Source organism: Paucibacter sediminis, assembly GCF_030254645.1.
GTDB lineage: Bacteria > Pseudomonadota > Gammaproteobacteria > Burkholderiales > Burkholderiaceae_C > Paucibacter_B > Paucibacter_B sediminis.
In genome coordinates this window covers 192,356-215,280 of the sequence record NZ_CP116346.1, presented here as the reverse complement: position 1 = coordinate 215,280, position 22,925 = coordinate 192,356, and the positions used below count along the sequence as shown (strand labels likewise).

At 67.7% G+C, this 22,925-nt stretch carries 18 protein-coding genes and 1 pseudogene; 10 read left to right on the top strand and 9 right to left on the bottom strand.

Annotated features, from left to right (window positions below):
- Positions 1–230: 230 nt before the first annotated feature.
- Positions 231–1,256 (top strand): tRNA pseudouridine(13) synthase TruD, encoded by a 1,026-nt coding sequence (truD, locus tag PFX98_RS00985; protein ID WP_285233302.1) that lies wholly within the window; start codon positions 231–233, stop codon positions 1,254–1,256.
- Between the two features lie 197 nt (positions 1,257–1,453).
- Here the strand turns inward: truD and PFX98_RS00980 are convergent, their stop codons facing one another.
- The 4 genes and pseudogenes from PFX98_RS00980 to PFX98_RS00965 form a co-directional block, all read right to left on the bottom strand.
- On the bottom strand, positions 1,454–4,249 hold the full coding sequence (locus tag PFX98_RS00980; RefSeq protein WP_285233301.1) for a Cj0069 family protein: 2,796 nt from the start codon (positions 4,247–4,249) through the stop codon (positions 1,454–1,456).
- 15 nt (positions 4,250–4,264) lie between these two features.
- Positions 4,265–5,449 (bottom strand): annotated as a pseudogene (locus PFX98_RS00975) (chromate transporter).
- Positions 5,446–6,366, bottom strand: coding sequence for a Fe-Mn family superoxide dismutase (locus PFX98_RS00970; RefSeq protein WP_285233300.1), 921 nt, complete (start codon positions 6,364–6,366; stop codon positions 5,446–5,448). Before PFX98_RS00970 ends, PFX98_RS00975 begins: the two are co-directional and overlap by 4 nt.
- Positions 6,363–7,307, bottom strand: coding sequence for a chromate resistance protein ChrB domain-containing protein (locus tag PFX98_RS00965; protein WP_285233299.1), 945 nt, complete (start codon positions 7,305–7,307; stop codon positions 6,363–6,365). The genes PFX98_RS00970 and PFX98_RS00965 overlap by 4 nt, the downstream gene beginning before the upstream one ends.
- Before the next feature lie 221 nt (positions 7,308–7,528).
- Between PFX98_RS00965 and PFX98_RS00960 the strand changes: the two genes are divergently transcribed.
- Entirely contained in the window at positions 7,529–8,710 is a 1,182-nt protein-coding gene (locus tag PFX98_RS00960) for a urate hydroxylase PuuD (protein WP_285235511.1), read from the top strand.
- On the opposite strand, the gene PFX98_RS00955 is transcribed toward PFX98_RS00960, so the two are convergent.
- Together PFX98_RS00955 and PFX98_RS00950 are read right to left on the bottom strand one after the other, a co-directional pair.
- Positions 8,703–9,587: an SMP-30/gluconolactonase/LRE family protein gene (locus tag PFX98_RS00955; RefSeq protein ID WP_285233298.1), complete on the bottom strand. Its 885-nt coding sequence runs from the start codon at positions 9,585–9,587 to the stop codon at positions 8,703–8,705. The genes PFX98_RS00960 and PFX98_RS00955 overlap by 8 nt on opposite strands.
- Complete coding sequence (locus PFX98_RS00950) at positions 9,584–10,405, bottom strand: NAD-dependent epimerase/dehydratase family protein (protein WP_285233297.1); 822 nt, start codon at positions 10,403–10,405, stop codon at positions 9,584–9,586. The genes PFX98_RS00955 and PFX98_RS00950 overlap by 4 nt, the downstream gene beginning before the upstream one ends.
- Positions 10,406–10,484: 79 nt before the next feature.
- Here PFX98_RS00950 and PFX98_RS00945 point away from each other — a divergent pair, with 79 nt between their 5' ends.
- Together PFX98_RS00945 and pelA are read left to right on the top strand one after the other, a co-directional pair.
- Entirely contained in the window at positions 10,485–11,456 is a 972-nt protein-coding gene (locus PFX98_RS00945; RefSeq protein WP_285233296.1) for a sugar kinase, read from the top strand.
- On the top strand, positions 11,453–12,769 hold the full coding sequence (gene pelA, locus PFX98_RS00940; protein ID WP_285233295.1) for a pectate lyase: 1,317 nt from the start codon (positions 11,453–11,455) through the stop codon (positions 12,767–12,769). The genes PFX98_RS00945 and pelA overlap by 4 nt, the downstream gene beginning before the upstream one ends.
- Positions 12,770–12,799: 30 nt before the next feature.
- On the opposite strand, the gene PFX98_RS00935 is transcribed toward pelA, so the two are convergent.
- From PFX98_RS00935 to PFX98_RS00925, 3 genes are all read right to left on the bottom strand, one after another.
- Entirely contained in the window at positions 12,800–13,504 is a 705-nt protein-coding gene (locus PFX98_RS00935) for a rhamnogalacturonan acetylesterase (protein ID WP_285233294.1), read from the bottom strand.
- A 5-nt stretch (positions 13,505–13,509) separates the two neighbouring features.
- Positions 13,510–16,446: a TonB-dependent receptor gene (locus PFX98_RS00930; RefSeq protein ID WP_285233293.1), complete on the bottom strand. Its 2,937-nt coding sequence runs from the start codon at positions 16,444–16,446 to the stop codon at positions 13,510–13,512.
- Between the two features lie 151 nt (positions 16,447–16,597).
- A complete protein-coding gene (locus tag PFX98_RS00925; protein ID WP_285233292.1) occupies positions 16,598–16,930 on the bottom strand; it encodes a cupin domain-containing protein in 333 nt (110 codons plus the stop codon).
- A gap of 186 nt (positions 16,931–17,116) precedes the next feature.
- Here PFX98_RS00925 and kduI point away from each other — a divergent pair, with 186 nt between their 5' ends.
- Genes kduI through PFX98_RS00895 form a run of 6 tightly spaced genes read left to right on the top strand, consistent with a single transcriptional unit; the run spans position 17,117 to position 22,918 of the window.
- Positions 17,117–17,953: a 5-dehydro-4-deoxy-D-glucuronate isomerase gene (gene kduI, locus PFX98_RS00920; protein ID WP_285233291.1), complete on the top strand. Its 837-nt coding sequence runs from the start codon at positions 17,117–17,119 to the stop codon at positions 17,951–17,953.
- Positions 17,954–17,966: 13 nt separating this feature from the next.
- Complete coding sequence (kduD, locus tag PFX98_RS00915; protein WP_285233290.1) at positions 17,967–18,728, top strand: 2-dehydro-3-deoxy-D-gluconate 5-dehydrogenase KduD; 762 nt, start codon at positions 17,967–17,969, stop codon at positions 18,726–18,728.
- A gap of 33 nt (positions 18,729–18,761) precedes the next feature.
- Entirely contained in the window at positions 18,762–19,646 is an 885-nt protein-coding gene (locus PFX98_RS00910; protein ID WP_285233289.1) for a carbohydrate ABC transporter permease, read from the top strand.
- A complete protein-coding gene (locus PFX98_RS00905; RefSeq protein ID WP_285233288.1) occupies positions 19,643–20,509 on the top strand; it encodes a carbohydrate ABC transporter permease in 867 nt (288 codons plus the stop codon). The genes PFX98_RS00910 and PFX98_RS00905 overlap by 4 nt, the downstream gene beginning before the upstream one ends.
- 4 nt (positions 20,510–20,513) lie before the next feature.
- Positions 20,514–21,635 (top strand): ABC transporter ATP-binding protein, encoded by a 1,122-nt coding sequence (locus PFX98_RS00900; RefSeq protein WP_285233287.1) that lies wholly within the window; start codon positions 20,514–20,516, stop codon positions 21,633–21,635.
- Positions 21,632–22,918 carry an ABC transporter substrate-binding protein gene (locus PFX98_RS00895; RefSeq protein ID WP_285233286.1) on the top strand — a complete coding sequence of 429 codons (1,287 nt, stop codon included), beginning with the start codon at positions 21,632–21,634 and terminating at the stop codon, positions 22,916–22,918. The genes PFX98_RS00900 and PFX98_RS00895 overlap by 4 nt, the downstream gene beginning before the upstream one ends.
- The last annotated feature ends 7 nt before the right edge of the window (positions 22,919–22,925 follow it).

The window sequence follows — 22,925 nt, the reverse complement described above, 5'->3', positions numbered from 1 at the left end:
TGGGCACGGGTACCATCGAAGCGACCGGACGCCCCGGGGTCATCCTACGTCTTTCGGGGACGCATCGACCAACAGCCTTCCCGGTACCTCGATGGCGTGGCGGGCATCGCCTAAGCGGTCAGGCCTGACGCTCATCAAGGCATGCGGGCAGGGCGAGAATCACGGTCTGGACTGCCCCTGGTCGGTTTGACAGCCTGTCCCGACCTACAACTGCTGCCCTCAGACCGCTCATGACCGACGCTTATCAATACACGACCTTGCCGCAGTGGCCCCACGCTTATCCGGCCAGCGGCGCCAGCGCCACCCTGAAAGGCCACAACGAGGATTTCGGCGTGACCGAACTGCCGCTGCAGCTGCCCTCCGGTGCGGGCGAACACATCTGGCTGGAGATCGAAAAGAACGGCGCCAACACCGCCTTCGTCGCCCAGCAGCTGGCCGAGGCCGCCGGCGTGCAGGAATGGGACGTGGGCTATGCCGGCCTCAAGGACCGCTACGCCATCACCCGTCAGTGGTTCAGCATCTATTTTCCGAAGGGCGAGACGCCCGACCTGACCCTGCTTCAGCATCCGGAATTCAAGGTGTTGAGCCAGAGCCGCCATGTGAAGAAGCTGCGCCCCGGTGATCTGCAGGGCAACCGGTTTCGCATCGTGCTGCGTGAGCTGAGCGGCGGCCCCGATGCCATTGCCGCCATCGAGGCCAATCTGAAGGCTATTTCGTCACAGGGTGTGCCCAACTACTTCGGCGCCCAGCGTTTCGGCTTTGAGGGCGGCAACGTCGAGCAGGGCCGCGCCATGCTGGCGCGCGAGATCCGCGTGCGCAACCCGAAGAAGAAGGGCATCTACCTGTCGGCGGTGCGCTCCTTCGTCTTCAATGAAGTGCTGGCGCTGCGCATTCAGCAGGGACTCTGGGGCAAGACCCTGCCCGGTGACGTGATGGACGAGGCGGGCCGACCCACCGGGCCGCTCTGGGGCCGTGGCCGCGTGATCACCACCGATCAAGCGCAGGCTCTGGAGAACGGCGTGGCTGAACGTCACGCCACCCTGTGCGACGGCATGGAACACGCCGGCCTGGATCAGGAGCGCCGCGCCCTGGTGGCGAGCCCGGTGGACATGTCATGGGAATGGCCGCAAGCCGATCAACTGGTGCTCACGTTCTCCTTGCCCGCCGGGACTTACGCCACGTCCGTACTGAATGAAATCCTCCGCACCACGGAGCCTGAGCGGCACACGGAGAACGAGCCTGCGGCAGTCGAATGACGCGATCCACCAGATGGACGTCGGCGTCGGACGCCCACTAGAAATAACGCTCCGGATATTCGGTCGTGGGCTCGCCCAACATGAAGTCGCAGTTCCACAGCATCGGCGCACAGCGTTAGCGTTCCCACCAATCGGCCAGTCGCGACATTTGGCGTCAACGGACCCCGGCCGAAGGGGCATGCACATGGCAATGGTGTCTACTTGCCACGGACGGCAGGCGCTGGCGGCCAAGCCCCAATGCGCATGCGCTGTTCGTCATCGCCATCGTCGCGGCTGGCGCCACGGCCAAAGGTCTCGCCGAAGAAGTTGCCTGGTTTCCATTGCGGACGTGTCGGCGTGTTCGCCAATTCGACGAGCATGGCCGCGGTCAGGTCGGCGAATCTGGCAGCTGCGTCGTAGTTGATGGGCAGGGTGCTGTCGTCGCTGACGCGGTGATAGTGTTTGGACTCTATCTCGTCGCGGGCGCGTTGGCCGGCGCCTTGTTCGCTGCGCGAGTGCAGGCCGGTGTTGAGGAAGGCGGCCGGGATGCCTGCCTTGACGAAGGAGTACTGGTCCGAGCGCGTGAATCGGCGCCGCTCCGGTTTGGGGTCCAGCGAGACCGGTACACCATGTGATTGCGCGACGCTGAGCAGCAACTCGCCCATGCTCGAGTGCTCCGCGCCAAAGGCGCAGACGTCGAGGAAGTCATAGGTCAGTATCGGCATGTCGACATTGAGATTGGCCACCAGCGTCAGCCCTGCCGCCTGCGCCTGGTTCACGAAGTACTCGGAACCCAGCAGGCCGGCCTCCTCTGCGGTGCTCGCGACAAACAGGATTGAGCGCCGTGGCCGGGCCGGCAGGGCGGCGATCAGGCGGGCGGCCTCGCTGATCACGGCCACACCCGTGGCGTTGTCCAGCGCGCCGTTGTAAACCTTGTCACCCGTCGCGCCGGGCGCCGTGCCCAGATGGTCCAGGTGCGCCGTCACGACCACATGCTCGTGCTTGAGCAGCGCGTCGCTGCCTTCGATGCGGCCCAGCACATTGGCGCTGGCCATGTCCTGCAGCTGGCTCTTGCGCGCGATGCGGAGCTTGGCGCCAAACGCCAGACGTGGCGGGGGCAGGCCCTGGTCGGCGCGCGCGATCAGCTCCGCCAGCCGCATGCCCGCGCGGTTCAGCAGCTTTTCGGCCCCGGTGACAGACAGCGTCGCCAGGTGCGGCACGGCGGTGGCGCCGCCCTGCGGCTTGCCGCTGGCGTCCAACCAGGCGTAGGAACGGAAGTCCTGCAGCGTCCGCAGCAGTTGCGCGAAACCAAACTGCGCTTCGTTGGCCGGGGTCTGCAGCGTGATGAGACCGATGGCGCCGTGTGCGGCGGCGAGCGCCTGCTTCAGTCGCGGGCTCGCGAAGTGGGCCGCCTGGTCGCCCGACATCAGGCGTGGGCTGCCTGCCAGGACCAGCACAAACTTGCCCTTGGCATCCAGCCCGGCATAGTCGTCCAGGCCCAGATGGGGCGCCACGATGCCATGCCCGGCATAGACGATGTCGGCGCTGGCGTCGGTGCTGCCGGCATCACGGCTGGGGAGCGGCACAAAGTCTGCACCGTAGCTGTAGCGCTGCGGCTCGCCCGGCCCGGCCAGTTCGAATTCGGCCGCGTCCGGCAGCAGCCGCGTGGCGCGCAATCGCAGGCGCTGCAGAAAGCCGCCCGCGTCGCCAGCCGGCAGCAGCCCGCTGCGGGCAAACTGGCTCGCCACATAACGCGCCGCAATGTCGTGGCCACGCGTGCCCGCCTCACGGCCTTCCAGCAGGTCGTCTGCCAGGAACTCGACATGCGACCGGATCGCGAGCGCGTCCGCGCCGGTGGGGGCAGCCACGGCGCTGGCCGCCAGGGTGACGGCCATCAAGCAGCCAGACAGGCTGGCAAGCAGGCATGCCAGCGGGCGTGAGCTCGGGTGAGTGCGCATCGCGGCAGCCTCAGCGCGGGCCCTGGCGAGCCTTGCCTTGACGGCCGCCACCAGCGGTGCAATCGCCGATGGCGGGAAGGGCGACACGCTGCTCACATTGATCTCGCAGAGCACGTAACGCTCCGGCTGCTCGGCCGTGGGATCGCCCAGCATGAAGTCGCAGTCCCACAGCATCGGTAGCTGCTCGCGCGCCAGGCCGACGCAGGCGCGCAGCTGCTCGACCCATCCGGTCTCCAGCAGGTGCCGCAGCGGCTGGAACTGCGGCAGGTCGGCCGGGTGGTAGATGCGCGGGCCGGGCGTGGGCGCGGGCTCGCCGGGCTTGCCCGCCTGGCTCGGGTACAGCGCATTGACCGCCTGGTGGCCAAAACCCGCGACGCGGTCTTCGACCAGGTAGGCGCGCACCATGCCCTCCACCAGGCGCGGCTGCCAGGCCTGGTCGATCATGTGGCCGCCGTTCTCGGGCTCGAAGTAGCCGGCCAGCCGCTGCAGCAGGGTGGCGAGGTCGAGCTGCTCCTCCTCGCTGCCGCGCAGCGCGTGCCTGACCTTCAGCAGCGCGGCGCCCGCCGGCTGCTCGACGCGCTCGACACGCCAGATGCCCATGCCGCTGTGCCCGCGGTACTGCTTCAGCACGCGCGCGCCGCACTGCAGGCGCGCCGGCAGCTCGGCGGCCAGCTGGGCGAGGCTGTCCACGCGTACCGCATCGCTGCCGAAGGGCAGCTCGCGCACCTCCAGCAGCACGTCCTTGGTGCCCAGCTTCAGGATGGTGTCCGGGTGCGTGCTGACGAAGACGCCGGCCGCGGCGGCCTCCCTCAGCAGGGCGTCGAGGCGCTCCCGCCGGTGCCCCGACTCGATCGGATTGCACCAGACCAGCACGCCGTCGACCCCGCGCAGCTGCGCGGCGACCTCGGCTGCGAACTCGTCGCTGTAGACCGCCGGCTGCGCCGCGACACCGGCCTTGGCGAAGGCCTCGAAGAGCGCGGCGAAGCGGCTCTCCTTGGGGGCGCTGCGATCCCGTGCGGCGCGGTCCCCGGGGTAGAGCAAGGCGATGGATGGCATGGCGGACTCCTGGTTTCAGGCATGACTCAGCGGGTACAGCAGCAGCCCGGCCACGGCGGCGACCAAGACGATCAGCGGCTCGGGCAGCTGCTTGAAGCGCCAGAGCAAGGCGACGGTGAGGATCGCCAGCGCGGCGGTCGGCCCATCGGTGATCGAGCGCTGGCCGATCACGATGACGGCGCCGGCGATGGCGCCGATGGCCGCGGCCGTCACCCCATCGACGAAGGCGACGATGCCGGGCCGCTTGCCATGCTTCTTGAAATACGGCGCCGGCAGGATCGTGAACAGATAGCAGGGCACGAAGGTGGCCAGCGCGGCCACCACCGCACCCCAGAAACCCGCCACCAGATAGCCGATGAAACCGGTGGTGATAACGACAGGGCCGGGCGTGATCATGGCAACGGCCACCGCATCGACGAACTGCCGGTCATTCAGCCAATGGTGTTCCTGCACCACGCCGCCGTAGAGAAAGGGCACGATGGCCAGGCCGCTGCCGAACACGAAGCTGCCCGCGTAGGCGAAGAAGGCGCCGAGCTCGACCAGCTTGGGCCAGTCCGCGCCGGCGAGCAGTGCGGCGCCGGCCATCGGGGCCGAGGCCGCCCAGCCGTTGAGCCGACCGGTGAACCGGGGCGGCGCGCGCAGCAGCCAGACCAGCACGCCGGCGCCGAGGAACAGCCACACCAGCTCCGACTTGGTGATGACCGTGACGCCGGCGCTGAGCAGGAAGATCGCCCATAGCAGGCCGTCCTTGCCGATGTTCCTGCTCGTCAGCTTGTAGGCGCTCATCGCGATGATGCCGATGACGGCGGCGCCAACGCCGTAGAACACCGCCTGCATCCAGCCGATGCCGCCAAAGGCCCTGTACGCGGCACCCAGCGCCAGCACCATGCAGAAGGAGGGCAGCACAAAGGCCAGCCCGGCCGCCGTGGCGCCCAGCACGCGGTAATGCACATAGCCGAGGTAGATGGCCAGCTGCGCCGCCAGGGGCCCCGGCATCAGCTGCGCCAGGGCCAGGCCCTCCTTGTAGTCGGCCTCGCCTATCCATTGCCGGCGCTCGACGAGGTCGCGGTACATGAAGCCGACCAGGGCCACCGGGCCGCCGAAGCCTCAGCTGCCCAGGCCCAGCATGTAGGCGAGCAACTGCCACAGCGTGTAGCGCGGTGAAGAGGGCGCAGCGCCGCCCGGCTGTGCGTCGCTCATGCCGCGGGCTCCTTGGCCTGCAGGGGCTTGCCGGCCGTGGCCCAGGCGTCGATGCCGCCGGGCAGGTAGCTGGCCTTGAGGCCCAGCGCGCGCAGCTTCAGCGCGGTGGCGCGGCCGACCTCGTGGCCATAGATGCAATAGACCAGCACCTCGGCGTCGCGCGGCAGCTCGTCGGCCCAGTCGGCCACGCTGGCCGGATCGCGCCAGCGCGCGCCGGGCAGCATGGTCTGCGCCTGCTCGAACATGGCGTCGCGCCGCACGTCGATGACGACGAGCCGGCCCAGCTCCAGCCCTGCCAGGTCGGCGGCGCAGGCCGCGCTGCCGGCGTGGACGGCCTGCTGGTAACGCTGGTAGACCTTGCCCCAGTCGATCTGCGCCATGAAGGCGTCGACGTAGGCGCCCGCCGCCGCGCCGTGGTCCAGGTGGTAGGCATGCTCGTACATGTCCAGCGCCAGCACGGGCGTGCCGCCGGCCAGCGCATGGCCGTGATCGGACGCCCATTGGTTCACCAGCGTGCCCTCGCGCGGCTGAAAGCTCAGCAGCACCCAGCCCGAGCCGCCGCCCAGCGCCTTGCCCATGGCCACGAACTCCTCGCGCCAGCGTTCGACGCTGCCGAAGCTGCCGGCCAGGGCCAGCGCCATCGCGGGCGCCATCGGCTGACCCGCCGCGCCCAGGCTGTCGAAGTAGAGCTCGTGCAGCAGCATCGAGTTGCTGGCGATCAGCTCCTCGCGCTTCAGGCCATTGAGCTGGAAGCCGGCCATGGCACCGGGCCGCGCCTGCCGCAGCTCGGCGCGGATGGCATTGAGCCGCTTGACGGCGCCGCCGTAGTTGTTCTGGTGATGGCTGCGCAGCAAATGCTCCGACAGGCCCTGCAACTGGCTGGGGTCGAAGGGGAGGTCCTTGGGCAGGGCGTTCATGTCTTGTCCTCTGTTTGCTTGAAGGCGGTCAGCAGCCCCTCGAAGACGCCCGCGGCCACCAGCAGCAGCTGGTCGTCGTCGGTGATCGCCTCCCGCATGCCGGCGAGCACGCGCTCGACGCCGGCCGCCTCGGGGGGCTGCACCCCGCCGGCGTCCAGGCTGTGCACCAGCAGGCCCAGACGCAGCAGGGCCGGCGTCTCCAGGCCGAAGCTGGCCAGCAGCGTCTCGAAGGTCACCCGCGGGCCCACGTGGGTGAATGTGGCGCCATCGAAGTCGAAGCCCAGCGCCTTCCTGGGGCAGTCCGCCGGCGCCTTGAGCCAGAGAAACCGGGCGTCGGGGTCGATGAAGCGCCGGATCAGCCAGGCACTGGCAAGGCGATCCACCCAGGGGCGCGCGCGCGTGGCCCAGGTGCGGCCGCGATAGTCCTCGATGTTCAGCAGGGCAATGCCTTGCTGCGTGCTGTGGGGCTCGTCGGGGGAGAGCACGCGCATGGCGTCGTGCTCCAGCGCCTGCAGGGCGGCGTCGGCCTGCCGCTGTGCCTCGCCCGGAAAGAAATCGATGGCCACCCACTGCTCCAGGCTCTTGCGCAGCTTGCGGCATTGCTTGAGCACATCGAGCGCGCTGCCGTCGTCGTCCTGCTTCAGCCCGGCCCGGCATGTGGCGATCTGCTCGAACAGTGCGCCGAACTCGGCGCTGCGGTCGAACAAGGCCTTGAACTCGGGCTCCTCGCTCTGCGTGGGCAGCAGGTGCGCGGTGCCGGCGTTGTTGCGCAGATCCTCGGCAATCGCGGCCAGCGTGGCCGCGTGCTCGCCCTGCTCGGGCAGCAGATAGACGCCGTCGCGCAGCACCGCCGCGCCGCAGGCCTTGAGCGCGCGCCAGCAGCGCATGCGCGCGGTGGCGTTCTCGGTGGGGAGCGAAAGAATCAGTAGCAGCCATTTCATGAAGTAGATATTACTACGTCATGTAGCAATATCAACCAAATTGCCGGCGCTGACACCCGAGGGCCGGACGCAGCCCGCATCGCCCGCCTGCCTGCTTGCTTGCGGCAAAACTGTATACACTTTGCCCGTCGCAGCGGCGCCCGCGTCCAGCACCGGGAAGGCGCGACCCCTACCGCAGCCCACAGCGCCCGCCTGTGGTGGGCCGCATGGAAAGGATGCGCTTGGAAGCCTATCTGTTCGACTGGGCCAATCTGCTGCTGCGCTGGCTGCACCTCGTCACCGTGATCGCCTGGATCGGCGCGTCGTTCTATTTCGTCTGGCTGGACAACCACCTCACCAAGCCCGAGGCGCCCGACCTGAAGGCACGCGGCGTGGACGGCGAGCTGTGGGCCGTGCACGGCGGCGGGTTCTACAACCCGCAGAAGTACATGGTGGCGCCGGCCAATCTGCCGCAGCACCTGCACTGGTTCTACTGGGAAAGCTACTGGACCTGGATGAGCGGCTTTGCGCTCTTCGTGGTGCTCTATCTCTTCAATGCGGAGAGCTTTCTGATCGACCGCCGCGTGCACGACTGGAGCGCGCCGGCCGCGGTGGCCGGGGCGCTGGGCTTCCTCGCCGCGGGCTGGATCTTCTACGACCAGATCTGCCGCCGCTTCGGCCACACCAAGAACGGGCAGATCGGCAACGACGGCCTGGTGCTGGGCCTGATCTCTGCCTTCGTGGCCGCCGCCACCTGGGGCGCCTGCCAGCTGTTTGCCGGCCGCGCCGCCTTCCTGCTGATGGGCGCCATGATCGCGACCATCATGAGCGCCAATGTGTTCTTCTGGATCATCCCCGGCCAGAAGCAGGTGATTGCCGACATGCGCGTCGGCCGGCCGGTGAACCCGATGTTCGGCCAGCGCGGCAAGCAGCGCAGCGTGCACAACACCTACTTCGGCCTGCCGGTGCTGATCGCGATGCTGAGCAACCACTACGGCATGCTCTTCAACCACCCCCAGAACTGGTTAACGCTGATCGTGCTGATGGCGGTGGGCGTGCTGGTGCGCACCTGGTTCGTCAAGCGTCACAAGGGCGTCAACGCCTGGGGCCTGATCGTCGCCGCGCTGGCGCTGCTGGCCGGGCTGATCGCCTGGATGGCGCCGGCACCGCGGCCGGCCGTGGCGGCGGCGCCCAGCCTGGCCCAGGTACAGGCCATCGTGCAGCAGCGCTGCGTGCTGTGCCACAACGAGCAGCTGGCGCAGAAGGGCATGCAACTGCACACGGCCGCGCTGATCGAACGCAACGCCGCCGCGCTCTACCAGCAGGCGGTGCTGCAGAAGACCATGCCGCTGGGCAATGCCACCGGCATCACCGAGGATGAGCGGGCCCTGCTGGGCCGCTGGTTCGAGGCACGCGTCAGATAGCGCTGGCCTCGGGCAGGCCGCACACGCCTGGCCGCAGCGCGCATAGGCGGCCATCGTGCTCCGAACCGGGCCCGCACGCGGGTCGCATCGAGGTGATCAGCAAGGTCGCCAGGTCATGGCCGCCAAAGGCACACATGGTGGGCTTGGCCATGGGCAGCGCGATGCGCCGGTCCAGTTGGCCATCGGGGGTGTAGCGCAGCACGGCCGCGCCATCGTTGGCGCAGATCCAGTAGCCGCCTTCGGCGTCGACGGCGGCGCCGTCCGGGCGGCCTGCGGGCAGGCGTTCGATGAAGCGGCGTGGCGGGCCGGCCTGGCCGCTCTCTACCGCGTACTCGCAGACCCAGACGATGGCTTGCGAGGCATGTGAGTCGCTGAAGTAGAGGCGTCGCCCGTCAGGGCTGAAGGCCAGGCCATTGGGTACGCGCAGATCGCCGCGCAAGGGGGGCTGCCATTGGCCGCCGGCTTCGCTCGCGCTGCTGAGCCGGGCCAGGCTGCCGAGGGGCGCGGCGGCCCCGCTGCTGTCGTCCATGCTGCCGACCCAGAAGCGACCCTGACGATCGCAACGCCCGTCGTTGAAGCGCAGGCCCGGGCCGTGGCGCGCGGCGGCGATCCGTTCGGCATGGTGGCTGCCGTCGTCCTGCAGGCGCAGCGCATAGACGCCGTCGCGCAGCGCCGCGAGCAGGCCGCCGCCGGTGCGCAGGGCGATGCAGCCCACCGCTTGGTCCAGTTGCCAGCAGCGCGCCGGGCGCGTCGAGCCATCATGGCGCCAGATCTGGCCGCGCTCGATGTCCACCCAGTAGAAGGCCGCTTCGGCCGGCGCCCAGAGCGGGCTCTCGGCGAGGTCGGCCCGGCCGGACCAGAAGCGCTCGATCCTCATGGCTCACGCGGGAAGGGTCCCAGGCCGAGAAAGCTGCCGCCCTGCAGGCGCGCCATCGGTGAGTCGGGCGCTGGGGTCAGGTCTTGCAGGGTCGCGCGCCAGGGCTCGGCGCTGTCCTGCGGCGCGTAGCCCAGCTGCGCCCAGCCCGCCTCGCTCCACCAGCGGCCAGGGTTGGCCGAGACGCCATAGACGGTGAGGCAAGCCACCGCGGGCGCCTGCAGTGCGGCGCGCACCAGGCGCAGCAGATCGCCATGGCTGAGCCAGGTGGCGAGTGCGCGCCTGTCCTCGGGCCGGGCCGTCACCGAGCCCAGCCGCAGGCACACGCTTTCGATGCCGTAGCGGTCCCAGTAGAGCTGCGCCATGGCCTCGCCGAACAGCTTGCTGACGCCGTAGAACCCGTCGGGCCGTGGTGGGCTGGACGGGTCCAGCATGTCGCCCTGTGGGTAGCAGCCGGTCACATGGTTGGAACTGGCGAACACGATGCGGCGCGTGCCGGCCAGGCGTGCCGCCTCGTACAAATGGAACACGCCGCGGATATTGGCATCGCAGATGCCATCGAAGGGGCTCTCCAGCGCCACCCCGCCCAGGTGCACGACCGCGGCCACGCCTTGCAGCAGCTGCTCGGTGGCGGCGCGCTCGCCGAGGTCACAGCGCTGCCATCCGGGCGTGGCGGCTTCAGCGCCCAGATCGCTCAGGCGCAGGCCGGCATAGCGCTGTGCCGGCCCGCACAGCGTGGCCAGCGGCTCGCGCAGGAGACGGCCCAGGCTGCCGGCGGCACCGGTGAGCAGCAGCAGCCCAGGGGCGGGTGAGGTGGGCATCAGGGTCACTACCGTTTCGGAAAATCCGCTGGGAAAAATAGAATAACGAAACAGTGTTTCAAAACAACTAGGTGATTGCATGGAGGCAGGCATCCCAGCCGATCGCGTCAAGCAGGTGGCCCTGGTGGGCGAGTGCATGCTGGAGCTGCAGGGCCAGGCCCTGGGCACGCTCACACAAAGCTATGGCGGCGACACCTTCAACACCGCGGTCTACCTGGCGCGCTGTGGTGCCGCTGCCGGCCTGCGCTGCCACTACGCCACCGCGCTGGGCGACGATCCCCTCAGCGCCAAGCTGCTGCAGCGCTGGGCCGGCGATGGACTGGCCCTGGATCTGGTGTTGCAGATTCCCGGCCGCCTGCCAGGCCAGTACCTGATCGAGGTGGACGAGCGCGGCGAACGCAGCTTCAGCTACTGGCGCGAGCACAGCGCCGCCAAGGCCTACTTTGACGGCGGCATCACGCCGCTGGAGCAGGGGCTGTACCACTGGGATGCGCTCTACCTCAGCGGCATCAGCCTGGCCATCCTGCCGCCAGCCGGGCGCGAGCGCCTGTTCATGCTGATGCAGGCGCTGCGTGAGCGCGGCGCCGCGGTGGTGTTCGACAACAACTACCGGCCGCGGCTCTGGCCCGATGCGGCGCAGGCGCGCGCGGCCTTCGCTCGCGCCTTCGAGCTGGCCAGCATCGCGCTGGTCACGGCCGACGACCACCAGGCCCTGTTCGGCCTGCCCAACCTGGAGACTGCCGTGGCAGCCGCGCAAACGCTGCCCAGCCCCGAACTGCTGATCAAGCGCGGTGCTGCCGCCACCTTGGTGCGCGGCGCTGCGGATGCCGGCTGGCAGCAAGCTGCCACCGAACCGGTGGCCCAGGTGGTGGACACCACCGCCGCGGGCGATTCCTTCGCCGCCGGCTACCTGAGTCGGCGCTTGCTGGGGCGTTCGGCACTGGAGGCCGCCCGGTTCGGTAACCGCCTGGCTGCGCGCGTCATCCAGCACCGTGGCGCCGTGATTCCCCTCGCGGCGATGAGCGACCTGATGCAGGAGGCTTTGACATGAGGGCTGCGCGCCTGGTGCTTGCGGGCCTGTTCGGCCTGAGCCTGTTGCAGGTGGGCGCGGTGCGGGCCGCCGTCATCGGCATCAATGTGCCCGCGAACTCGCTGACGGTGGCGCGCGTCGAAGCGGCGCTGGCGCCTGATCAGCGTGCGCCCTGGCTGGACTATCTGGCGCGCTCGCAGCAGCAGCGCGAGGCCGACCGTGCGGCGCTGGCCGCCGAGCGCGCCGCCTTGCCGAGCGGCACCCCGGTGCCGCCCGCACCCGAGGGTGGCCATGCTGACAAGAGCATGCCGCTGAACCAAAGCCCGGACTGGTACGCCAGCGCCGCGGCGCGCCAGGTGGCGGACAACATCGTGAGCTTCCAGACCCCGGCGGGCGGTTGGGGCAAGAACCAGCCGCGCGACCGAGCGCCGCGCCTGCCCGGCCAGGACTACGTGGCCGACAACAACTCGCTGCGTGCGCTGTCAGGCGATTTCGATCTGGCCGAGAACCCGCGCTGGAGCTATGTGGGCACCATCGACAACGACGCCACCATCAGCGAGATCCGCTTCCTGGCCAAGGTGGCGGCACAATTGCCCGATGCGGCCGCTGCAGCCGCCTATCGGGCCAGCGCGCTCAAGGGTCTGACCTACCTGCTGGCAGCCCAGTTCCCCAACGGCGGCTGGCCGCAGGTCTGGCCCCTGCAAGGCGGCTACCACGACGCCATCACCCTGAACGACAACGCCGTGGTGGAGGTGGCCGAGTTGCTGGGCGAGGCCGGGCAGGGGGCGGCCGAGTGGCGCTTTGTGCCAGGCGCGCTGCGCGCGCAGGCGCTGGCTGCCGAGCAGCGTGCCATCGCCTTGCTGCTGGCGGCGCAAGTGCGCGGCCAGCGCCGCAAGCTGATCTGGGCACAGCAGTACGATGCCCTGAGCCTGGCGCCAGTGGCAGCGCGCAACTACGAGCCTGCCTCCTTGTGCAGCGGCGAGAGCGCCGATGTGCTGCTCTACCTGATGCGCCAACCGCAACCGTCGCCCGAGTTGAAGCAGGCCGTCGAGGCCGGCATCGCCAGTTTGCGTGAGCTGGCGCTTGCCGATGTGCAGTGGGCCCGGCAGGACGACAGCCAGGGCAGGCGCCTCAGCCACAAGTCGGGCGCCAGCCCGCTGTGGGCACGCTATTACGACGCCAGCACGCTCAAGCCGGTGTTCGGCGACCGCGACAAGACCCTGCACGACGACGTCAACGAGATCAGCGCGGAGCGCCGCAATGGCTATGCCTGGTTCGGCACCTGGCCGCTGAAGGCCTTGGCGGCCTACGAACGCTGGTCGTCGCGGCACTGAGGCGGATGGCGCGCGGTGGGTGGCTGGCGCTCACGGCGCCGTGCTGAGCGCCGCCCGCAACTCGGGATGCAAAGCCAGCAGGGCCTGCAACACCTGCTCGGCGAACAGGGCGGAGCCCTGCCTGCCCAGATGGGTGCGGTCGAACTGCGGCGGCGCCATTGCCAGTGCGTCGGCGCCGGCCTGCCCCAAGGCCTCGACGGCGGCGGCGCTGACTGCGTTCAGGTCGATCACGGGAACATCGAGCTCTGCCGCCACGCGCAGGCAGGCTTCGGCCCAGGGGCGCAAGTCGTTCTGCAACACGCCCTGGGCAAAACTGCGCCGTGTGAGCGGCGTCAGCAGCACCGGATGGGCGCCCAGGGCGCGCACTTCCTGCACATAGGCGGCCAGGTTGGGGCCGAACTCGGTGGCCAGATCGGTCGAGCGACCGGGCTTGCCGGCTTGATCGTTGTGGCCGAACTGGATCAGCACGAGATCGCGCTGCCCGCCGTCGCGCAGCAAGGTGAGCACGGCGCCCCACAGGCCCTCGGCGCGGTAGCTCTTGCTGCTGCGGCCACCGCGCGCGAGGTTGAGGCAGGCGAGCTGGTCCAGGCTTTGGCACAGCGCATTGCCGTAGCCGCTGCGCGGCGCCATGGTGGAGTCGCCCACCAGGAGGATGCGCAGCCCCAGCGTCTGCGCGTGGGCGGGAAGCGCCACGCTGCAGAGCAGGGCCGCGGAGAGTGCCAGCCTGCGGATCACGCGGCTCAGAACTTGTAGCGCAGGCCGATCAGGTACTCGCGCCCGGTGACGTTGTTGACCACCACGCTGTCGCGGGCCCGGCTGATGAACTGGTCGTTCGGCTGGTTGGTCAGGTTCACGCCCTCCAGGGTCACGTCCAGCTGCGGTGTCACCTTGTAGGAGATCGAGAAGTCGACGTTGAAGGTTTTGTTCTTGCCTTCGACATCGTTGTTGTTCTGGCCCGGCACGCGGGTCAGATAACTCGATCGTTGCGAGCCCGACAGGCGCGCGCTCAAGGTGCCGTCGTCGTAGTACAGCGTGGCGTTGTAGGACTTGGGCGAGAGGTTGATGAGATCGTCGGTGATGGTGGTGTTGCTGGTGGGCGATACCACGTACTGGATCTTGGACTTCACATAGGTGTAGTTCAGCAGCGCACCGAAGTTCTTGCCCCAGCCCGGCAGGAAGCTGAAGGGTTGCTGCACGTTCAGCTCATAGCCGCTGAGCTTGCCGCCATCGGTGTTGATCGGGGCCGAGACCTGGAACACCTCCTCACCCGTGAAGCCGGGCGGCAGCAGGGCCATCGGCAGGCCGGTCTGGCTGTAGGGGATGTTGGTGCGCAGGGTCTGGATATAGGTCTTGATGTTCTTCTGGAACAGGCCAAGGCCGACGAAGGCATTCTTCGCGTGGTACCACTCCAGGCTGGTGTCGTAGGTGGTGGCGCGAAAGGGCTTGAGCAGGGGGTTGCCGCCGGTGTAGGAAAGCGTGCCGGTGGTGTTGAGCGTGCCGCCCGGGCTCAGATTGCCCAGCTGCGGCCGCGACATCACCTTGGCCACCGCGCCGCGCAGGATCAGGTCCTTGCTCAGCGTGGCGGCCACATTCACCGCAGGCAGCACGTCGCTGTAGCTGTTCTCGGCGGTGACGGCGGTGCCGCCTGCGGTGGCCAGGTAGCCATCGGCCGTCATATTGGTCTTCACATAGCGCACGCCGGCATTGCCGCGCAGCGGCACGCCGGCCAGGCTGGTGTTGAAGTCGGCCTGCAGGAAGCCACCGGTGTCCGTCTCCACCACGGCGCGGTTGTTGCCGCGCGCGTTGCCGTTGGTGATGGAGGTGAGAGTGAAGTCGCCCGGGCCGCCGGCCGCACCGGTCTTGAGGCAGTTGCAGTAGATGTCGTAGGCGGCGGCGATGGCATTCAGGTCGGGGATCAGCCAGGCCGTGGCGGTGCCGGCCGGCAGGCTCTGGCCCTTGCCGAAACCGTTGAGTGCGGTGACCAGGCTGGCCTGGCTGACGCCGGCCGGCAGGGTGTTCATGGTCTCCACCGTGCGGCGCGACTCGAAGGTCGTGAAGCTGAACTTCTTGTAGTCGGCGCCGCCCTTCAGGGTGAGCCGGTCGGGGATCAGCTCCCAGGCCAGGTCCAGGTGCGCGATGTCGTTGATATTGGTGGCACCTTGGGGCCGGATGCGGATCTCGCTGGGGGTGAAATTGGTGATGCTGCTGGAGCCCACCGGCACGCCCAGGATCTTCAGCGGGCCGTTCGGATCGGTGGGGCTGAAGGGATAGGTGATGGACGGCGCGCGGTCATTGGCGCGGAAGTCGATCTCGTAGCCATTCACGTTCGCCGCATCCAGGGTGGTGGTGGTCTGGATCGGGTTGCTGAACTTCGAGGTCGCGCGGCCCACGCGGGCGGTGAGCTTGAGCGAATCACCGATGTCCTGCTCGAGCGTGAGCGTGGGCTGGGTGAAGGTGGTGGAGAGCTCGTCGAAGCGCGATTCCGAGCGGATGTCCACGCCGTTGTACTTGCCATAGAGCAACTCGCCGTTCGGGCCGTATTCCGTGGCCAGCACGCTGGTCTGTGGCTTGCCGCCCTGCGAGAGCGTGCGGCTGAAGGAGATCGCTTCCAGGAAGTCTTCCTGCCGCGTCGCCTTGAGCTTGGAGTACAGCATGTCCAGCGTCAGCAGGGTGCCCTCGGCCGGCTTGACCTGGATCGCACCGGTCAGGCCCAGGCGGTCCTGGTCGTGGGTGAGGCGGCCATAGCGTGGCAGGCGCGGGTGGAAGTTCTCTGCCTTGCTGGCGGCGTTGAAGGCGGCGATGTTCTCGGGCGTGTTTGGCAGGCGTGTCACGCCTTGGGCGGCCGGGCCGCAGGTGGTGGCGGTGGAGCCGGCCGGCAAGCCTGTGGTGATGCCTTGCGGCGGGCACCAGCCTCCCGAGGAGGGGCCGTTGTCCCAGCGCACCGTGCTGAAGCCTTCTTCCAGCAACTGGCGCTTGGATGACGCACCCGAGAGCAGCACGCCCACCTTGTTGTCGGCGAAGGTGTTGGAGACCAGGAAGGACGCCTTGGGATTGGTCTTGCCCGAGAGATCGTTGTAGACGCCCTTCAGCGACACCGCGGCGGTGAAGCCTTTCAGGTCGAAGGGGCGGGCGGTCTGCAGGTCGACCGTCGCACCCAGCGAACCTTCGTCCACATCGGCCGAGCTGCTCTTGCGCACCGTCAGCGAACTGAACAGATCGGCGGCGAACACATTGAAATCGAAGCCGCGCGAACGGTTGGCGCCACCCGAGCTGTCGGTGCCGCCGGTGGTGGCCAGGGCCTCCACCCCGTTGATGCGCACGCGGGTGAAGTCCTGCCCCAGGCCGCGCACCGTGATGCTGCGGCCCTCGCCGGCATCCCGGTCGATCACCACGCCGGGCACACGCTGCAGCGATTCGGCCAGGTTGGTGTCCGGGAACTTGCCCATGTCCTCGGCCTTGATGACATCGACGATGCCGCTGTCATCGCGCTTGGTGCGCAGGGCGCTTTCCAGCGAGGCGCGCAGGCCGGTGACGACCACCTGGTCCAGCGCAGCAGGTTCGCTCTTGGCGGTCTGCTGGGCCTGTGCGGCGGACGCGATCAGCAGGCTGCTGCCGGCCAGCAGGCAGGCGTTCAGTTTGGAAAGGCGGGGCGGGGTGTGGCGTTGGCGGGTCTGCATGTGCGATGTCTCCGATTGTTTTGCAAGTCTTGCCCTGGCCCGGTTTCTGTGTCCGTGGCTCGGTCGGGTTGACCATGGGGGCGCGCGCAGGGCGCCTGGGGTGACTCGGAGAGCTGCTGCAGTGCCGCCCGCCGCTGTGTGGCTAGGAGGGCTAGAGGTAGTCCTCGCGGCGGGGGGTGAATTGGTCCAGCAAGGTGCTGCCGGCTTCCAGGGCCACCACGCCATGCGCGTGCAGGCGCGGGGCAATGAAGGCGTCGCCGGCACGCAGCACGCGCTTCTGGCCGGCGACCTCGGCTTCGAAGGAGCCGCTGATCACGTAGGCGATCTGGTCGTGCTCGTCATGGGCATGCGGGGTGCCGATGGCGCCCTGGTCGAACTGCACCAGCACCGACATCAAGCCGGGCGTGTGGCCCACGATCTTGCGGCGGATGCCGTCGCCCAGTTCTTCCCAAGGGGTGGTGGCGGCGTCGAAAAACGGGTTCATGCGGGCACTCCTGGCGCTGCGATTTCGAATTACTATAGCGGCCGCACAGAAAAATGAAACAGTGGTTCACTAAATAGAAACCATAATTCCGGGAAAGTCCCGAGCTGTCTAAGCTTGCGTCCAATCACCCCGTCCTGTCGCCTCGGCAGGGCCGCCAAGAACCCTGCCAGAGCAAGGAAAAGCACGATGGAAATCCGCCAACCCATCCACAGCGAACATGCGCGCACCCTGGACACCGAAGGCCTGCGCCGCCACTTTCTGGTGGAAGATCTGTTCAAGCCCGATGCGGCCACGCTGACCTACAGCCAGATCGACCGCATCATCGTCGGCGGCATCATGCCGGTGACTCAGGCGGTGAGCTTTTCGCCCGAGCTGGGGCGCCACACCGGCACCGATTTCTTTCTGCAGCGCCGTGAGCTGGGCCTCATCAATATCGGCGGCGCCGCACGCGCCACGGTGGACGGCCAGGTGTTCGAGATCGGCCCGCGCGAAGCCCTGTATGTGGGGCAGGGTGCCCAGCAGTTGCAGTTCGAAAGCGTGGATGCCGCCGTGCCCGCCAAGCTCTACTTCAACTGCGCGCCGGCACACACGGCCTACCCGCACCGCAAGGTGACACTGGCCGAGGCCTCGCCCGAGACCCTGGGCGCCGCCGAAACCAGCAACCGCCGCACCATCTACAAGTTCCTGGTGCCCGATGTGCTGCCCACCTGCCAGCTGCTGATGGGCATGACCCAGCTGGAGCCCGGCAGCCTCTGGAACACCATGCCCTGCCACACGCACGATCGGCGCATGGAGGTCTACTTCTATTTCGACATGAGCGAGAACGCCGCGGTGTTCCACATGATGGGCGAGCCGACGCAGACACGCCATCTGGTGGTGCGCAACGAACAGGCCGTCATCAACCCGAGCTGGAGCATCCACGCGGGCGTCGGCACGCAGGCCTACACCTTCATCTGGGGCATGGTGGGCGAAAACCAGGTCTTCAAGGACATGGACCATGTCCCGATGACGGCCTTGCGTTGAGGGGAGCCGCAGCATGATCCTCGATAACTTCCAACTGCACGGCCGCGTGGCCATCGTCACTGGCTGCAACACCGGCCTGGGCCAGGGCATGGCCCGCGCGCTGGCGCAGGCAGGCGCAGACATCGTGGGCGTGAACGTCTCCGAGCCGGATGAAACCCGTGCCCAGGTCGAGGCGCTGGGCCGCCGCTTCCTGGACCTGCGCGCGAATCTCTCCGACATCAGCTGCTTGGAGGGCCTGGTGGAGCAGGCCAAGAGCCTCAGCGGCCGGGTGGACATCCTGGTCAACAACGCCGGCATCATCCGCCGCGAGGACGCCATCAAGTTCAGCGAGAAGGACTGGGACGACGTCATCGACCTGAACCTGAAGACGGTGTTTTTCTTCTCGCAGGCGGTGGCGCGCCAGTACCTGGCCCAGGGCGGTGGCGGCAAGATCATCAACGTGGCCTCGATGCTGTCCTACCAGGGCGGTGTGCGCGTGCCGTCCTACACCGCCAGCAAGAGCGGCGTGATGGGCATCACGCGCCTGATGGCGAATGAATGGGCGGCCCACCGCATCAATGTGAATGCCATCGCGCCAGGCTATATGGCCACCAACAACACCGCGGCGCTGCGTGCCGATGAGGGCCGCAATGCCTCCATCCTTGAGCGCATCCCGGCCGGGCGCTGGGGCGTGCCCGATGATCTGGCCGGGCCGGTGGTGTTCCTGGCCTCGCAGGCATCGGACTATGTCAACGGCTATACCGTCGCCGTCGACGGCGGCTGGCTTGCGCGCTGATCACACCTCTTGAGGCGGCCGAGGCCGCATGCCATGTACGAGAACAAACGCCTCGGCTTCCTGTTCGTCCTGCCTTTCGTGCTGGGCGTGCTGCTGTTCAAGCTCTTTCCCTTCGTGGCGAGCTTCGCGCTCAGCTTCAGCCAGTACGACCTGATCGACCCGCCGGAGTTCGTGGGCCTGGCGAATTACCAGGAGCTGGCCACCGGCGACCCGCTGTTCCGCAAATCGCTGGGCGTGACGCTGCTGTTCGCGGCGCTGGCCGTGCCGCTGCGCGTGGGCTTTGCGCTCTTCATCGCCCATGTGCTGAACTTCAAGATGCGCGGCATCAACTTCTTCCGCGCCGCCTTCTACCTGCCCTCCATCCTGGGCGGCTCGATCGCGGTGGCGGTGCTGTGGCGTTTCATCTTCTCCAAGAACGGGTTGGTCAACCTGCTGCTCTCGCAGCTCGGCATCGAGCCCATCGCCTGGCTGGCCGACGAGCATTACTCCATGTGGACCATCGTGCTGCTGTTCACCTGGCAGTTCGGCTCGGCCATGGTGATCTTTCTGGCGGCGCTGCAGAACGTCTCGGTCTCGCTGTACGAGGCGGCCGAATGCGATGGCGCGAGCAAGTTCCAGCAGTTCTGGCGCATCACGGTGCCGCTGATCACGCCGGTGATCTTCTTCAATCTCATCATGCAGATGGTGCATGCCTTCCAGGAGTTCAACGGGCCCTACCTGATCACCGAGGGCGGCCCGCTGAGCTCCACCTATGTGCTGGCGCTCTACATCTACGACCAGAGCTTCCGCTTCTTCAATCTGGGCTACGGCGCGGCGCTGTCCTGGGTGCTGTTCGCCCTGGTCGGCGGCCTGAGCGCCTTCTCCTTCTGGAGCTCCAAGTACTGGGTCTTCTACGCCGGTGAGAAGGAGCGCAAATGACGAGCAGTACAGAGACCCTGGTGCTCAACCGCGAGCGCGGCCGCCCCTGGTTGCGCTACCTGGCTCTGGGCCTGGTGGCCTTGGTGATGCTCTACCCCTTGTTGTGGCTGGTGGGTGCATCCTTCAAGAGCAATGGCGAGATCTTCAGCGAGATCGGCTTCTGGCCCAGTCGTTTTGATTTTTCCGCCTATGCCAAGGGCTGGAAGACGAGCACGGAATACAGCTTCGCCACCTACTTCCTCAACAGCTTCCTGATCACCATCCCGCGCATCATCGTCACGGTGATCTCCTGCGTGCTGGTGGCCTATGCCTTCGCGCGCTTCGAGTTCTGGGGCAAGAAGTTATTGTTCTCCGTCATGGTCGGCACCATGATGCTGCCGCTGATCGTGTTACGCCTGCCGCAGTACCTGCTGTTTCGGGAGCTCGGCTGGCTGGACAGCTACCTGCCCTTGATCGTTCCCTCCGCCTTTGCCACCGACACCTTCTTCGTCTTCATGCTGGTGCAGTTCCTGCGCGGCATCCCGCGTGACATGGAAGAGGCCGCGCAGATCGACGGTTGCAACGCGCTGCAACTGCTCTGGCACATCATCGTGCCCTTGCTCAAGCCGGCCATCATCTCGGTGGTCGTGTTCCAGTTCATCTGGACCATGAACGACTTCATGGGCCCGCTGATCTACCTGGCCTCGGTGGAGAAATACCCGGTCTCGCTGGCGCTGAAGATGAGCATCGGTGCCACCGAGGAAGTGGAGTGGGCGAATGTGATCGCGATATCGGTGGTGGCGCTGATCCCTTCGGTCACCGTGTTCTTCATGGCGCAAAAGCACTTCATCGAAGGCGCCTCCAGCAGCGGAATCAAAGGATAGAGTCGTGGCCCATCTGAGCCTGAAGAAAATCGAGAAGGTCTATGCCAATGGCTTCAAGGCCGTGCATGGCGTGGACCTGGAGGTGCGCGACGGCGAGTTCATGGTCTTCGTGGGCCCCTCGGGCTGCGCCAAGAGCACCCTGCTGCGCATGATCGCGGGGCTGGAGAGCATCACCGGCGGTGAGCTGCACATCGGCAGCAAGAAGGTCAATGAACTCGCACCCAAGCAGCGCGGCATTGCCATGGTGTTCCAGAACTATGCGCTGTACCCGCACATGACGGTGTACGAGAACCTGGCCTTCGGGCTCAAGCTGGCCGGCACGCCCAAGCCAGAGGTGGCGCAGCGCGTGCGCCATGCCGCCCAGCTGCTGGAGATGGAGCATCTGCTGGAGCGCTATCCCAAGCAGCTCAGCGGCGGCCAGGCCCAGCGCGTGGCGGTGGGGCGCGCCATCGTCAAGAAGCCCGAGGTGTTTCTGTTCGACGAGCCGCTCTCCAACCTGGATGCCAAGCTGCGCGCCTCGATGCGCGTGCGCCTCACCGAACTGCACCGCAATCTGCGCGAGTCGGGCCAGCCCGCCACCGTGGTCTATGTGACGCACGACCAGGTGGAAGCCATGACCATGGGTGAGCGCATCTGCGTGCTCAAGGAGGGGGTGATCCAGCAGGTGGACACGCCCACCGCGCTCTACGACCATCCGGCCAACGCCTTCGTCGCCAGCTTCATCGGCTCGCCCGAGATGAACATCCACGAGGCGCAGCTGCAGCCGCAGGGCGAGGGTCTGGCTGTTGTGCTCGGGGGCCAGGTCTTGCCGCTGCCGGCTGCCAAGGCGCAGCCACTGCGCAGCCGCAGCGGCGCCGTCAAGTTCGGCCTGCGGCCGGAGCATGTGACGGCACTGCCGCGCGAAGGCAGCCTGGCCGTGCCTTGCAGTCTGCGCTTTGTCGAGCACATGGGCAGCGAGGTGTTCGTGCATTTCAGCATCGGCGAGACCGCCATGACGGCGCGTGTGCCGGCCGATCAGCTGGGCGAGCTGGCCGGCAAGACGCGCGGTGCAGCGCATGTGTTCCACCTGCAGCTCGAGCGCTGCCATCTGTTCGATGCCGAGACCGGCGCGAACCTCTTGCTGTGAAGCGCCGACAGTTCAGCGCCGCGCTGGCGCTCAGCCCCCTGCTGGTGCGTGCCCAGCCCGAACCCACCGTGCTGCGCTTCGCCTGGTGGGGCGGCGCCGGTCGGCACGAGGCCACGCTCAAGGCCATCGCCGCCTTCGAGCGCCAGCATCCCGGCCTCAAGATCAAGGCCGAGTACATGGGCTTCAACGGCTATCTGGAGCGGCTCACCACCCAGATCGCGGGCGGCTCCGAGCCCGACATCATGCAGATCAACTGGGCCTGGCTGGCCATGTTCAGCAAGCGCGGCAATGGCTTTGCCGACCTGAACCGCCATGCGAACGTGCTGGCGCTGGACCAGTTCCGCGCCGACGATCTGGCCGCCGGCATGGTGGGTGGCAAGCTCAACGCCCTGCCCACGGCCTACAGCGCGCGTGTGATGCTGTGGAACGAGGCCGCCTTCCAGCGCGCCCGTGTGCCCTTGCCGCGTAGCTGGGACGATCTCTTCGCCGCCGGCCCGCTGTTCAAGCAGCGGCTAGGGGCCCAGGCCTATCCGCTGGACGGCGAGCTCTACGACATGATCCTGCTGGCCCAGGCCTGGGTGCAGCAGAAATACGGCACGCCCTATGTTGACCCGCTGAGCCCGCGCGTGGCCATGAGCGAGGCCGCGGCGCTGGACTGGGTGCGCATCTACCGCCGCCTGGTGGACGAGCATGTGGCCACGCCGCTGCCGCTGCGCGCCAGCCTGGGGGGCGCCGACAAGCCCACCGAACAGCAGCAGGACTGGGTGGTGGGCAACTGGGCCGGCAACTTCACCTGGGATTCGGCCATCCCCTTGCGTGCCGCGACGCTCAACCGCGAGCAGAAGCTGGTGCTGGGCGAGTTCCCGACCCTGCCGGATGCCAAGACCAGCGGCATGTTCGGCCGACCCACCGTGATGCTGGCCTTGGGGCGCCACAGCAAGCAGCCCGAACTGGCGGCGCGCTTCATCAACTACCTGCTCACCGACCCCGATGCCGCCCTGATCCTGGGCAAGACGCGCGGCGTGCCGGCCGCGGCGCGGCAGTTCGAGGTGCTGGCCAAGGCCCACAAGCTGCCGGCGATGGAACTGGCTGCCCATGAACAGATCAAGGCGCAGCGTGAGGCCGGGCGCGTGCCGGTGCCGGCGCCGCTGTTCGAGCATGCGCGCCTGCACAAGTTCATGCGCGAGGTGTTCGAGACCGTCGCCTATGGCAAGACCAGCAACGAGGAGGCCGCGCGCCGCCTGGTCGACGAGGGCAATGCCCTGTTGAAGCGAATCAAATAGCGAAGCA